Source organism: Sphingobium sp. (assembly GCF_033795625.1).
Lineage (GTDB): Bacteria > Pseudomonadota > Alphaproteobacteria > Sphingomonadales > Sphingomonadaceae > Sphingobium.
The window spans coordinates 175,924-189,785 of record NZ_JARYGI010000001.1; the positions used below are offsets into that span (position 1 = coordinate 175,924).

Genomic DNA, 13,862 nt, shown 5'->3' on the forward strand with positions numbered 1-13,862 from the left:
AGCCCGCCCCAAGAGGCGTTGGGCGGGCTCTCCTTTCCTATTTAGAACCTGCCGCGCAAGGTGATCCCGTAGGTGCGTGGCTCGGCGAGATAAGCAGAGATCAGCTGGTTCGCCATTGGCACCGCGGCAGGCGGACTTCCACATAAGGTTCCAAACTGGCCGGTGCTGGATGTACAGGGGCTGCTAGACTGCAATGGGCTGCTGAACGCGACCTGCTCATAGCCGAAGTTGAAGATGTTCTGGCCCCAGAACTCCACGGCCCAGCGCTGGTCGCGACCGCGAATACCTATGCGCGCATTGAAGATCGCATAGCCATCCTGCTCCTTTTCGGGAAACAGGTCGGACCCGGTGTTGTAGTCGCTGGTCATGCGCCCATCGACATAGAACAGGGCGGAGAGGCCGCTCGACCCAATCTCGGGCGTCCATGCGATGCTGGCGGTCGTGACAGCCTGCGGCGCGTTGGAGTTTATGTTTCCGGGAAGCAGAAACAACGCGGGGTCCAGCGGAACCTGCCCGTTCGAACTGCCGACCAGACGGCTGGCATATTTGGCGCGGGCATAAGTGAAGCCGCCCGTCACGCGCAGGTTCCTGACGGGCGAAGCCGCGAGTTCCAGCTCCACACCCTGACTGATCAGGCCGGGCTTCACGTCGTCATTGGCGCAGGTGCGGCTAGCGGTAAGGGCGCTGTCGCAGCCGTTGATGTTCTGTACGACGAAGCTGGTGCCGTTGAAGGTGTTGAGCTGGAAGTTCTTGAATTCCTGTCGGAACGCAGCGATGTTCACGCTCCATTTGGGCTGGTTGTATTTCAGCCCCAGCTCGAAGGCATCTACCTTTTCCGCTGCGAAGCGCAGGGAACTCACGTCGGCGTTGGAACGCGGCGAGAAGACGGCCGGAACTGGGTTGAGGCCAGTCGAACCAAGCTGGAAACGATCCAGGTTGTAGCCGCCTGCCTTGTAACCCTTCGAGTAGCTGCCGTAGACTAGGAGATCATCCGTCGCCTTGTACGACAGGACACCTGTGCCGGAGAACTCTCCGTCGCTGATGCGGTCGTTGAGATCCAGCGCATTGAGGCTGGTGCTGCTGTTGCCAAGGCAACCCAAGGTGAGAATGCCCCCCGCCAGTGTCTGCGCGGAGCCCAGAGCCGGGGTCGTCGCTAGAATGGGCAGGCTGGAGCTTTGCAAGGCTGCGCATGTCGCATTATTGTTGTTGAGGTCGGCTGAGAAGCGCTTGCGCTCGCGCGTATAGCGCAGCCCCACCGTCACGTCGAAACGGTCCGTGACGTGGAAGATGTTATGCGTGAAAATCGCCCAGTTGCGGCTGTTCTGATAATAGCGGTTGTCCAGGTCGCCTGCGCCGCTTGGGATCGCCGCGAGGGCGCGCAGGCCGTTACCGAGACCGGTGGAAATCGCGCCCGCCTGCGGCACCGAGAGGCCGGCTGCAGTTAGACCTGCGTTGAGACTGGCCTGTGTCGCAGCAACCAACGGCGCCGTGGCAAGTCCGCTGGAACATGCGGCAAGTTGGGCCGGCGTGAAGTTGCTGTTGGCACCCGCACCCGCCATCAGACGACAGGCAGCAAAGCGGCCATAGTCCGCGCCGAAGCGGATATTGTCGCGCAACGCCAACTTCTCATTTGCGAAATAGCCGCCCACCAGCCAGTCGAGCTTATCGCCAAATGCCGAGCCCTGAAGGCGCAACTCCTGCGTGAAAGTCTTGAACTGGCGAGACGTACCGGGATCGCGATAGAGGAGATCGGCAGTGCCATAGTCGTAGTCGCCATAATCCTGCGACTTGTAATTGCGATAGGCGGTGATGCTGGTCAGCGTCGCTCCGCCGAAGTCGTAATTGACTTCGCCTGACACGCCCCAGTCCTTCAACTTGCTGACATAGTCGCGGCTTGCCGTGATGCTGAGTTCGCGATCATAGGGATCGGCAGGGAAGACCGCGCCCTGCCCCTGCAGGATCGACACGATCCGGTTGAAAGGGGCCACCGTATAGCTTTCGCCCCCCGCGGGACGGCGCTCGCGCGTTTCGATGAACGCGGCGCCGCAGCAGCTTTCGTCGCGGTTCGTGTAATCGCCGATCAGGCGGACCGACAAAGCGTCGTTTGGCTCATAGAGCATCTGACCGCGCAGGAAGTAGCGGTCGCGGTCATTGGTGTCGCCTACCTTGCTTCCGGTCCTGTCGATCAGGTCATAGAAGCCGTCCCGCTTGGAATAGACGCCGTCGAGGCTGACGGCCAGACCTTCGGTGAGCGGTCCGGTGATGCGGCCGGCCAGACGCCAGTAGTCATAGTTGCCGTACGTCACCTCTGCATTACCCGCGAGTTCGAACTCCGGCTTCTTGCTGACAATGTTCAAAAGACCCGCCGAAGCGTTCCGGCCAAACAGCGTGCCCTGCGGTCCGCGAAGGACTTCAACGCGTTCGATCTCGCCTAGCTCGTTGAGACCTGCGCCCGTGCGAGAGCGATATACGCCGTCGATGAACACTGCGACCGAGCTTTCAAGCCCGGGATTGTCTCCTACGGTGCCGATGCCGCGAATACGCGCGGAGCCATTGGCTTCCGAGCCCGTCGAAGAGACAAGCAGCGATGGCGCAAGTTGGTTCAACTGGCGAATATCGCTTGCCCCGCTATTTTGGAGGGACTGGGCAGTGACGGCCGACACGGCGATCGGAACGTCGGACAAGGGACTGGCGCGCCGCGTTGCCGTGACGATTATGTCAGCTTCCGTCGTGGTGGCTCAGCCTCCGGCGCGCTGCCTGTCTGGGCCGCATCCTGTGCCTGAGCGGGGTTCGTTGCAGCCGCGATCAACGCGGCGAATCCTACGGTTTGCAACCATTGCATGGTCTTCATGTGCGGCACCCTCATCCTGCTGCGTGGCTGTGTTGCCACGTCAGATTAGGTAGTAATGCTATGGTTTGCGTGCGGATATGGCAAGAGACCCACAGCATAAGTGCGACATTGCGGCCGTTATGCAACAGTTACTCAATGCGAATGCGTAATGACTTTGGTTTCCGTAACGTCAGGCCAAACACCTTATGCGACGCCCCGTCTTGAGAAGGGCGCTAGAGGGAAGCGCAGTAACTGGTTTTGTAGCGGCACCAGTGCCTCACTCTCTTCGCCGACCAGCCGAAGGATTGCCGGATGACGTGCATCCAGCCCCCCCGTGAAGGCGCCAAAGGCAGGCAGGATCATCTTTCTTCGGCTTGCTACGAAGCAGGCTCTTGCCAAGTGGCGGCCACGCAAACTCAAGCGGATCTTCGGGTGGAAATGTCCGGAAATTTCTGGACGAGCGTCATCGGCGTCCGCCTCATGCCGCAGGAGAATGCCATCGACGATCGCTTCCGTCACAATCCTGCCTCCCAGGCCAGCGAAGGCATCCAGCCTCGCCATGGCGGAATCGTGATTGCCGGTTACCCAAGTCCATCTCAGGCCGCTGATCAGGTGTGACAGACGTTTTCGGACATCCATTGGCAATCGGGCAGGGCCCTCGCTGTCGTGGAAGCTGTCCCCAAGACACCACAACTCCCTCGCGCCCGTGTGAGCGACCAGCGCTTCCAGAGACTCCAGAGTCGCCATGCTGTCATAGGGCGGCAGCATCTGCCCCGAACGGGCAAACCAACTTGCCTTCTCAAAGTGCATGTCGGCAACGAGGAGTGCGCCGCGGGCTGGCCAGAATAGGGCTGCCTGGGGCAGCGCATGCAACTCGTGCCCGGCGAACGAAAGGTGAACCATTGTTCCTCTATGCGCTCGCTCCGAAACCGTTTCAACCAGTGCCAGCCGCAATTTTCCTAGATAGGCAATCAGCTTGCCGCAAAAACCTCTTCGAAGCGGGATCAGGGATCAAGGGCAGCCAACTGCCGCCCACTCAAGGCACCCTGATCAGGGAGAAGGAAGTCGACGCGTTTCGCGCCGAAGTCGATTGCCACCCGCTGGAACCCGCGCAAAGCGCTGATCCCCAGCAACAAGGCGGGCTTATTCGACAGGCCGAGTTCAGCAAACGGCGCTGCGTCCGCGAACATCACAGGCAAGTCGATCATCCGCAAGCTGCCCATGCGCAGTTCGCGGACCGTGCCCCATTGTCCCTCCATGGTTTCGCCAGTGACGCCCATCATCATTCCCATGCCGGAGAAACGACCCTTCTTTCGGTGCGCCAGCCGCTTCAGCAATGCTATGTTGCCGATGCTATATTCCGATCCCGTATCGAGGATCACATTGACCTTATGTCCCTCGGCGTCCGAATTAAGCAGGATCAACTGACCGAGCTTGCTTCGGGCGGTGACGACGATCGCGTCGGCATTCTCCGGCGAGCGCCTGCGCCTGGTCGGACCAATCTCCATCCGGCCAGAGCGGAAATCGAGAATGAGACGCCGGGACTCCAGTCCATCGAGCCCCAGCAATCCTTCCGCCCCGAGGTGCGCCCCGAGGAAAACTGGCGCCCTGATTTCGCGGACGGAGGTTGCCCCGAACGACACATGCGGCAGAGTGACGGTATCGACCCGAGTAAGTCCGGTCATACTAACCACGTTCACCGGAGCATTCGCCGCCAGCGCAAGCCGGTCTGCCAATTCCCGCGACACGACCGTGCGTTGGGAGCCTGTGTCCACTACGAAAGCATAGGGACCTTTGCCCTCGATATGAATGGGTATCGTTACGCGGTTGTCGCGATCGCTTGCTGTGCGGACCACAGCAGGAGGATCTGCAGGATCGAGCATGGTGGCATCGGGGCGCTCATCCTGCGCCAGCGCCTGCAAGGGAACCAGCAGGCCAAGGAGACCTAAGAACAGGGCCCGCAGCCCTTGCATAGCGTCTCTCCTGCATCCTTGCTCTGTATATGCACAACGATATCACAGCATGTCGTTTGCCTCAATGAGGCATTGGCATATCCTCCCGGCTGGCTGGGCGAACCCCCTTTACCTTCGGGTCAACATGATGGACAAGCGGGATAGGAACATATAAGGAACGCAACCTTGGGGATTGATCCACTTTGGATGAGATGCGGTTCGAGGGCAGAGGGCTAACTGAAGCATGTCCTCAACGCGGATTAGCTTGTTCAGGATTGCCCTCCATAATGGATGAAAAGGAACGATCCACATGAGTAGCCTTTCCAATGCCGGTGTGAGAATTGACATCGAACGCAACTTTGGGATGGCGAACATCATCATGACATCGCGCTGCGATACGCCAGATACAGCCGATACAATCGTTTATTCCCCTGACATCATTCCCTGCGTGCCGGATTGGATCCGGGACAAGCGCAGTTCCCTGCTCATTATAACCTCCAGTACAGAAGGAGCGTGGGACGCTGTAGCCACTGCGAGCGACGCGCGAGGTCTTGGAAGGGTGACGCATGCCGAGGCCGTGGAGCGTCTGTCGTCCATGGTCGATGTGGATGCCGTCGTTCTAGACTGCAGTAATGGCGAGAGCGATATCGAAGCGCTCGCTTCGCGCCTTCTTATGCTGGCGCGCGAGCAGGAAACGGCGCTGGTCATCGAAACAACGCTCGACAGACTGGATGCGCACGTTGCGGCGTGGGAGCCGCAGGCCTGGACGGACATGTCAGTGCAGTGGTTATGTGATCCCACTCCCGCTGGGCGCGCAGAAGCGCTTGCCAAAGCCCTGCACAACAACAGGGCTGCGGCGGTCTTGCATGACAGTAAGGGCGAGCAGCATAATGACAGGCTGGATCAGCTAAGCCATGAAGTGCAGCGTTTGTCGCTGACGCTGGAGTCGCTGCGGCTCTCTCAGGCGCACGCGTTTGAGGATGGCACATCATCTACTCGCGAGCCCAGAGCGCTCAGGAAGAAACACCGCGGCGATTGGCCGGAGGTATCAGACGCACCTTTTCCAGCCTTCGCCAACAGCAATGGAACGCTCACTGCAATGACCGTACAAGAGTTGCTGCGCGCAAGGCGGTTGCGCGATCAGTTTTTTGGCGGGGATTTATTTGCGGATCCAGCTTGGGACATGATCCTGGACTTGATGGCGGCACGCCTCTCGGGGGAGCGTGTCTCGGTTTCGAGTCTCTGCATCGCTGCCGCTGTGCCGCCGACCACCGCGCTTCGTTGGATACGGCACCTGACGCAGGCCGGCATCTTCGAGCGACGACCAGACACGCAGGATGGGCGACGAGTATTCATCGCGCTATCCGACAAGGCAGCAATCGCGGTGCATCGCTGGTTTGCTGCCGTTGTCCCGCCGCGCGCCGAAGAAGAGAATTAAGAAGCTGAACCAAGACCAACAAAGCGGCTTGACCGCCACGGCCACGGCCCTAGATAGGCGAGACCCTCTTTGGGGCGATTAGCTCAGTTGGTAGAGCGTCTCGTTTACACCGAGAATGTCGGCGGTTCGAGCCCGTCATCGCCCACCACTCTTTTGACGTTTGCGAAGCTGGCCTGAACGGCAAATCGCCGGGAGGCGCAAACGCCAGCGATCCCGGGGCGGTTGGCGCGACGCTAGCATTGCTTTAAATAACCTTGTGATCCGTTAGGCGCTTATGTGGATCCTTCGACGCGGGCAAGCAACTTGCGGGCCTGCTTGAGATGCGGCGCATCGATCATCTTCCCGTCGAGCTGGAGTGCTCCCGCCCCAGGTGCGGCCGCGAAGGCATCGACGATTGCCCGTGCCGAAGCGACTGCTTCCGGCGAAGGGGCGAACGCGTGATTGATGACGGGCACCTGAGAGGGATGGATTGCCATCATTCCGGTGAAGCCGTCACGTGCGCTTCTGGCGGCATAGGCGGCGAGACCATCGAGATCGCGGATTGCAGGATATACGGTTTCAATCGCCTCCGTCCCCGCGGCGTGCGCGGCGAACAAGGTCAGCGATCGCGCAAGCTCGTAGGGGGGGGTAAATCGGCCATCCGGCTCCCGGCTCGTTGCTGCGCCGATCGCCGCGGGGAGATCCTCGGCGCCCCACGTCAAGCCGCATAGATTGTCTGCAACCTCGCCATAGCTTCCCAACCCGAAGATGGCCGCCGGCGTTTCCGTGGCGACTGGGAGAATCGGTAGAGGGTGTGCCCCGCGGGCGGCAAGGCGACCAAGCAAAGTCGACACCGAAACTGCACCCTCAGCCTTGGGAAGCATCAGCCCATCGGGCGCGGCACCGACCACGGCATCTAGATCTGCCTCGACGAACTCCGAATCCATCGGGTTGATACGGACCAAGAGCGGGATCGGCCGCGGGGTGATCTCCAGAAAGCCTCTGACGGCCTCTCGGGCGAATAGTTTTCGGGGGCCGCCAACGGAATCCTCAAGATCAAGGATCAGGGCGTCGGCCCCCAGGTGGACTGCCTTTTCCATGCGCTCCGGTCTGTCGCCGGGCACGAAGAGCAGGGAGCGCAACCTCACGCCGCTTTCCGGTGCAGCAGGGCAGAGCGAAGGCACTGGCAGACGACTTGGTCCCGCTGGTTGAGCAGCATGTGCTGGAATGTCACGATGCCGGCTGTCGGACGGGACTTGCTCTCCTTGAGGGCTACCACCTCGGTCTCGGCCCGCAGCGTGTCACCGATGAAGACCGGGCTAGGCATGACGACCTTGTCGTAGCCGAGATTGGCTATCAGCGTGCCAAGGGTGGTGTCGCCGACCGACAAACCGATCATGAGTGCGAAAGTGAAGGTGCCGTTGACGAGGATCTGGCCGAATTCGCTCGCCTTGGCAGCCTCTATGTCGAGGTGGAGCGGCTGCGGATTGTGCGTCATCGTCGAAAACAGAAGGTTATCTGTCTCAGTGACGGTTCGGCGAATATCGTGGGCCAGTCGGTCACCGACCGTCCATTCGTTGTAGTATCGTCCTGCCATCAGGCTGTTCCCTCAATACGGACAAGCAGCGTTCCCTCGGACACCTGCGCCCCTTCTTCGACCTTCAACTCTGCCACGGCCCCGTCGAAAGGAGCAACCAGGGCCTGCTCCATCTTCATCGCCTCAAGCACGACGAGGCGCTGGCCCTTGCTGACGGTCGCCCCCTGTTCCACCGCTACGGCGATGACGCGACCCGGCATCGGTGCGAGAATGGCGCCGTCACCGGCAGCTGCTCCGCCCGCCGCATGATCGGCCCGGCGCTGCCCGAAGGACCATGCTTCGCCATCGGTGAACAGGACGTCGTTTGATTGCGGAAGCGCTTGAGGCATTATGTTGAGCGCGACGAGGTACGGCATCTCCGCCACTTCGACTTCAACGCGCCGATCGGGCGCGGCGTTGCTCCGGAATCCCTGGAGCGCCGACCAAGGATCGGCCGAGCGCGGCGGCACGATCGACAGGGCAGCCGCCTGAAGCACGGCCTCGGATGGCTCACCGCTCGGGATCAGTGTTTCGGCGTGGCGCTCGATAAAGCCCGTATCGACATGTCCCGCCACGAACTCCGGGTGACGTGCGGCCCGGGCTAGGAAGGCGGCGTTGGTCTTGACCGGCCACACTTGAACGCCTGCACAGGCCTCGGAAAGCGCGTGTGCGGCCTGTCTGCGGCTCTCGGCATGGACAATGATCTTCGCGATCATCGGATCGTAGAAGGGTGTCACGCTACCGCCTTCCTCGACGCCGCTATCGATGCGCGCGCTATCGGGAAAACGCAGCCTGTCGAGCGGTCCGGTCGACGGCAGGAAGCCGCTAATCGGGTTTTCGGCATAAAGGCGCGCCTCCATCGCCCAGCCGTTAATGGACAGTTCGTCCTGGTTCCTGGGGAGGGGCTCGCCGCCCGCCACGCGCAACTGCCACTCGACGAGGTCCTGCCCGGTGATCGCTTCCGTCACCGGATGCTCGACCTGGAGCCGGGTGTTCATCTCCATGAACCAGATGCGGTCGGGCCTCAGTCCTTCGGAGCCGTCTGCGATGAATTCGATAGTGCCGGCGCCGACATAGTCGACGGCCCGCGCTGCCTTGACCGCTGCCTCGCATATCGCTGCGCGCGTGGCGGGGTCCATGCCGGGCGCGGGGGCTTCCTCGATAACCTTCTGATGCCGGCGTTGAAGCGAGCAGTCGCGCTCGAACAGATGGACGACGTTGCCCTGGGTATCGCCGAACACCTGCACTTCGATATGGCGAGGCGAGAGGATGTACTTCTCGATAAGGACGCGGTCGTCACCGAAGGAAGCGGCGGCTTCGCGCTTGCAACTGGCCAGCATCTCGGCAAACTCCGTGGCCGCATCGACCTTGCGCATGCCCTTTCCGCCGCCACCCGCGACGGCCTTGATCAACACCGGATAGCCAATCGCATCGGCCTCACGCTGCAGCCGCTCGGGTGTCTGATCCTCGCCGAGATATCCGGGCGTCACCGGCACGCCAGCGGCAATCATGCGCTGCTTGGCGGCATCTTTCAGTCCCATTGCCCGTATGCTTGCGGGAGGTGCGCCGACCCAGATCAGCCCCGCGGCGACGACTGCTTCGGCGAACTCGGCATTCTCGGACAAAAAGCCATAGCCTGGGTGGATGGCCTCGGCCCCCGTTGCCTTTGCAGCCTCAAGGAGGCGATCCTGCCTGAGATAGCTGTCCTTGGCGAGGGCCGTTCCGATACAGACGGCTTCGTCCGCTTCCCGGACAAACGGCATTGTTGCATCGACATCGGAATGGACCGCAACCGTCCGCACGCCCATACGCTTGGCCGACCGGATGATACGCCGGGCAATTTCGCCGCGGTTCGCGATGAGAAGACTTTTGATCACAGGGTCACTCTCCATCGCGATCACATCCGGAACAGGCCGAACTGCGCGCGCTCGGGTATCGGGGCGTTCAGCGTGGCAGAAAAGGCGAGGCCGAGTACGTCGCGGGTCTGGACAGGATCGATGATCCCGTCGTCCCACATTCGCGCGGTCGCATAGTAAGGATTGCCCTCATCTTCATATTTCTGGCGGATCGGAGCCTTGAAAGCTTCGGCTTGCTCGGGCGTCCAGCTCTCGGCATCACGGTGGACGGTGGCGAGGACCGAGGCGGCCTGCTCTCCGCCCATCACCGATATACGGGCATTGGGCCAGGTGAACAGGAACCGCGGCTGATAGGCACGCCCGCACATCCCGTAGTTTCCCGCGCCGAACGAGCCGCCAATCAATACCGTGATCTTGGGCACGCTGGCGGTTGCAACTGCAGTGACGAGCTTTGCACCGTTCTTCGCGATGCCCTCGGCCTCATATTTGCCGCCGACCATGAAGCCTGAGATATTCTGCAGGAAGAGCAGCGGCACGCGGCGCTGACAGGCAAGCTCGATGAAATGCGCGCCCTTCAACGCACTTTCGGAGAAGAGCACGCCATTATTGGCGAGGATGGCGACGGGCATCCCCCAGATACGGGCAAAGCCGCAGACCAGAGTCGTACCGTAGAGCGCCTTGAACTCGTGAAACTCCGAACCATCGACAATGCGTGCGATCACCTCATGCACGTCATAAGGCGCGCGTACGTCCTGAGGAATGATGCCGTAGAGTTCCTGCGGATCGAACTTCGGCGGCTTCGGCGTGGCGATTTCGATATCTGCGGTCTTGGGGCGATTGAAGGTGGCGACGATGTCGCGGACGATCAGCAGGGCATGTTCGTCATTCTCGGCGACATGGTCGACGACGCCCGACTTGCGGGCATGGGTTTCGGCTCCGCCTAATTCCTCCGCGGTAATGACCTCTCCAGTCGCAGCTTTCACCAGCGGCGGTCCCGCGAGGAAAATCGTGCCCTGATTGCGCACGATCACCGTTTCGTCCGACATCGCCGGGACGTAGGCGCCGCCCGCGGTGCAACTGCCCATCACGCACGCGATCTGAGGAATGCCCTCCGATGACATCTGCGCCTGATTGTAGAAGATCCGCCCGAAGTGATCACGATCGGGGAAAACCTCGGCCTGGTGCGGCAGATTGGCGCCGCCTGAATCGACGAGATAAATGCAGGGAAGGCGGTTTTCGCGGGCAATCTCCTGCGCCCGCAGATGCTTCTTGACCGTCACGGGAAAATAGGCGCCACCCTTTACCGTCGGATCGTTGGCGAGGATCATGCACTCGCGGCCCGATACGCGGCCAATGCCCGCGACAACGCCAGCGCCAGGAGCGCCGTCCTCGTACATGCCATTGGCGGCAAGCGCTCCGACCTCAAGGAAGGGCGAGAGCGGATCCAGCAGCCTGTGGATGCGATCGCGCGGCAACAGTTTTCCACGCGCAACATGCCGCTCGCGGTGCGCAGCCGATCCACCGAGCGCCGCCGTCTCGACTTGGGACCGCAAATGCTGAGCCAGCGCCGCATTATGTTGAGCGTTGGCGACGAACGCTTCCGAGGAGGGGTCGATCATCGATGTCAGCATCGTCACTGCCCCTGTGGCCTATCGAGGCCAATAACCTCGCGGCCGATCAGCATCCGACGGACCTCGTTGGTGCCGGCACCAATGTCGAGCAGCTTCGCGTCGCGCCAATAACGCTCGACCGGCCAATCCTTGGTATAGCCGGCACCACCCAATGCCTGGATCGCCTCGCCGGCCACCTTCACCGCATTCTCGGACGCATAGAGGATTGCACCCGCCGCATCGTGACGCGTCGTCTTGCCCGCATCGCAAGCCTTGGCGACGGCATAGACATAGGCACGCGAGCTGTTGAGCGCCACGACCATGTCGGCGACCTTCGCCTGCATCAGCTGGAACGAGCCGATCGGCACACCGAATTGCTTGCGTTCCTGAAGATACGGAATCACCGTGTCGATGCAGGCCTGCATGATCCCGATCTGAAGCCCGGCGAGCACCACACGCTCATAATCAAGGCCCGACATCAGCACCTTCACACCGCCATTGAGCGGCCCCATGACCTGTGTGTCCGGCACGAAACAGTCGTCGAAAACGAGTTCGGCAGTCGGCGAGCCGCGCATGCCGATCTTGTCGATTTTCTGCCCGATCGAGAAGCCGTCGAAGTCCTTCTCGATCAGAAAGGCGGTGATGCCCTTCGACCCGCCATCGGGCACCGTCTTGGCATAAACTACCAGTGTGTCCGCATAAGGCGCATTGGTTATCCAGAATTTGGTGCCATTGAGCCGATAGCCGCCGTCTACCTTGTCAGCGCGTGTTTTCATGGAGACAACGTCGGAGCCAGCGCTGGCTTCGGACATTGCCAACGATCCCACATGCTCGCCGGACACGAGCTTTGGAAGATATTTGGCCTTCTGCTCGGCACTTCCCCAGCGCCTGATCTGGTTGACACACAGGTTTGAATGAGCGCCGTACGACAGGCCGATGGAGGCCGACGCGCGGCTGACCTCCTCAACGGCGACGACATGCTCGAGATAGCCGAGACCAAGACCCCCGAACTCTTCCTCCACCGTAATGCCGTGCAGCCCCAGGCTGCCCATTTCTGGCCACAGCTCCCGCGGGAAACTATCTTCGGCGTCGATGCGTGCTGCCAGCGGCGCTATCCGGTCCGTGGCGAAGCGACGCGTCGTCTCGCGGATCGTGTCCGCCATTTCTCCCAAGGCAAAATCCAGGTCGGCCATTACACTCTCCAAGTTCGTGGCTGCGATAAACTAATGTGACACGGCAGGATAATTGAAGTTTCGGCAGGTATAGCATAGACGAAATCTATGATAGACCGCTACCACCTGCGCTATTTTCTGGCCGTCATCGATCAGGGAAATTTCTCCAAGGCGGCGGCTGCCTGCAACGTGTCACAGCCAACGCTGTCCGTCGGCATATCCAAGCTTGAGAAGACGCTTGGCAAAACTTTGTTCAACAGGACCAATCGGCGCGTCGAACTCACGGACGCCGGGGCGCGCCTGGTAGGTTATGCGCGCCGCATCGAGGACAGTTTCGCGCTTGCTGAACATGATATCCTCGGCACCGGCAGCACCGTAACCATTCGTATCGGCGTCCTGGTGACTACGCCACGGCGATGGATCGAAAACTTTCTCGTCGCTCATCGAAACGCCGGGGCGGGGGAGCGGGTGGAGATCATCGAAGGACGGGAACGTGATCTCCATGAACGGCTATCCCGCGGGAGGATTGACGTTGCACTGACGATTATTCGCGAGAAGGCCGGCAAGGCGAACTCCGAGAAAATTTTTACGGAAGGCTACTCTCTGGCCGTCGCCATGACGCACCCACTAGCGGATCGAGCCGTGGTTCGTGGTGAGGAATTGATCCACGAACCGATGATCGTCCGCCGGCACTGCGAGCTTCTCTCCGAGACTAGCCGATATTTCACTGCCCGTGGCGTACGCCCCTTTTTCGCAGCGCGCACGATCAGCGAGGGCAGGGCCATGAGCTATGTCCGTGCAGGCCTGGGCATCACCGTCATGCCCGATAGCTTTATCGGCGAGGGGATAGCCAGGCCCCATCTGAAAGACTTCCCCTTTACGCGCGATATCGGGCTTGTATTCGCGCCGCACATTGAAGGCGACGCGCTTAAATCAAGCGCGGCGATCCGGCTTCTGAGCGAAACGATCGAGCAAGTGCGGGCCGAGGGGCTCCATGATCGTCGAACACGCTGATCGGTAGAGCAAATCCGTCGGGATGCCGGGTAGAATGTGCTCCTGCTCGGCTTCGCAGGTCAGACACCTCTGCTGTTGGCGATGCTTGCCTTGTTACTGCCATTGGCCCTTGCATTCCTCACCTTTAGGGTAATGCCAATCCATTGCCGGATCGGTGTGCCAGCCATCCTCATTTACTTTCTCGTCGCTGCCATATTGCTGATAGTGGGAGGGGCGCCGTCCAATGAGGAGAGTGCTAAAATGAGGATAGAAGAGGCCCCGCTCTTGAATCTCCACTGCCGGGCAACTTTGGCAACTGGTCCCGCACTGCATGTCTTCGCTGGCCGTGCGGCGCAAGATCACCCATATGATGTTGCAGGTGGGGGGGCGTTTTTCATCCAGCGCGCAAAGGCGCTTTTCACAGCGCCGCAATTAGTGTTCGTTATTGATGTGTGA

10 protein-coding genes, 1 tRNA gene and 1 pseudogene are annotated in these 13,862 nt (G+C 60.8%); 4 read left to right on the forward strand and 8 right to left on the reverse strand.

What is annotated here, in order from left to right; translation table 11 throughout:
• Nucleotides 1-41: 41 nt before the first annotated feature.
• The 3 genes and pseudogenes from QHC67_RS00945 to QHC67_RS00955 all read right to left on the reverse strand — a co-directional run bounded on the left by QHC67_RS00945 (nucleotide 42) and on the right by QHC67_RS00955 (nucleotide 4,803).
• A pseudogene (locus tag QHC67_RS00945) lies at nucleotides 42-2,866 on the reverse strand (TonB-dependent receptor).
• A 168-nt stretch (nucleotides 2,867-3,034) separates the two neighbouring features.
• Nucleotides 3,035-3,733, reverse strand: a complete 699-nt coding sequence (gene pdeM / locus QHC67_RS00950) for a ligase-associated DNA damage response endonuclease PdeM (RefSeq protein ID WP_319289960.1) — start codon at nucleotides 3,731-3,733, stop codon at nucleotides 3,035-3,037.
• 101 nt (nucleotides 3,734-3,834) lie between these two features.
• On the reverse strand, nucleotides 3,835-4,803 hold the full coding sequence (locus tag QHC67_RS00955) for an aspartyl protease family protein (protein WP_319289962.1): 969 nt from the start codon (nucleotides 4,801-4,803) through the stop codon (nucleotides 3,835-3,837).
• A gap of 289 nt (nucleotides 4,804-5,092) precedes the next feature.
• Between QHC67_RS00955 and QHC67_RS00960 the strand changes: the two genes are divergently transcribed.
• The gene (locus QHC67_RS00960) at nucleotides 5,093-6,220 is read left to right on the forward strand and encodes a winged helix DNA-binding protein (protein ID WP_319289964.1); all 1,128 of its coding nucleotides are present in this window, start codon (nucleotides 5,093-5,095) and stop codon (nucleotides 6,218-6,220) included.
• 72 nt (nucleotides 6,221-6,292) lie between these two features.
• Nucleotides 6,293-6,368 (forward strand) — tRNA-Val (locus QHC67_RS00965).
• A gap of 124 nt (nucleotides 6,369-6,492) precedes the next feature.
• On the opposite strand, the gene QHC67_RS00970 is transcribed toward QHC67_RS00965, so the two are convergent.
• The 5 genes from QHC67_RS00970 to QHC67_RS00990 are packed head-to-tail and all read right to left on the reverse strand — an operon-like array spanning nucleotide 6,493 to nucleotide 12,434.
• Complete coding sequence (locus tag QHC67_RS00970; protein ID WP_319289966.1) at nucleotides 6,493-7,347, reverse strand: CoA ester lyase; 855 nt, start codon at nucleotides 7,345-7,347, stop codon at nucleotides 6,493-6,495.
• The gene (locus tag QHC67_RS00975; RefSeq protein ID WP_319289967.1) at nucleotides 7,344-7,796 is read right to left on the reverse strand and encodes a MaoC family dehydratase; all 453 of its coding nucleotides are present in this window, start codon (nucleotides 7,794-7,796) and stop codon (nucleotides 7,344-7,346) included. The genes QHC67_RS00970 and QHC67_RS00975 overlap by 4 nt, the downstream gene beginning before the upstream one ends.
• A complete protein-coding gene (locus QHC67_RS00980) occupies nucleotides 7,796-9,652 on the reverse strand; it encodes an acetyl/propionyl/methylcrotonyl-CoA carboxylase subunit alpha (protein ID WP_319289969.1) in 1,857 nt (618 codons plus the stop codon). Before QHC67_RS00980 ends, QHC67_RS00975 begins: the two co-directional genes overlap by 1 nt.
• 20 nt (nucleotides 9,653-9,672) lie before the next feature.
• On the reverse strand, nucleotides 9,673-11,262 hold the full coding sequence (locus tag QHC67_RS00985) for a carboxyl transferase domain-containing protein (protein ID WP_319289971.1): 1,590 nt from the start codon (nucleotides 11,260-11,262) through the stop codon (nucleotides 9,673-9,675).
• Nucleotides 11,263-11,264: 2 nt separating this feature from the next.
• Nucleotides 11,265-12,434, reverse strand: coding sequence for an isovaleryl-CoA dehydrogenase (locus QHC67_RS00990; RefSeq protein WP_319289973.1), 1,170 nt, complete (start codon nucleotides 12,432-12,434; stop codon nucleotides 11,265-11,267).
• A gap of 87 nt (nucleotides 12,435-12,521) precedes the next feature.
• Between QHC67_RS00990 and QHC67_RS00995 the strand changes: the two genes are divergently transcribed.
• Together QHC67_RS00995 and QHC67_RS01000 are read left to right on the forward strand one after the other, a co-directional pair.
• Nucleotides 12,522-13,427 (forward strand): LysR family transcriptional regulator, encoded by a 906-nt coding sequence (locus QHC67_RS00995; protein WP_319289976.1) that lies wholly within the window; start codon nucleotides 12,522-12,524, stop codon nucleotides 13,425-13,427.
• Nucleotides 13,428-13,463: 36 nt separating this feature from the next.
• Nucleotides 13,464-13,862, forward strand: coding sequence for a hypothetical protein (locus tag QHC67_RS01000; RefSeq protein WP_319289978.1), 399 nt, complete (start codon nucleotides 13,464-13,466; stop codon nucleotides 13,860-13,862).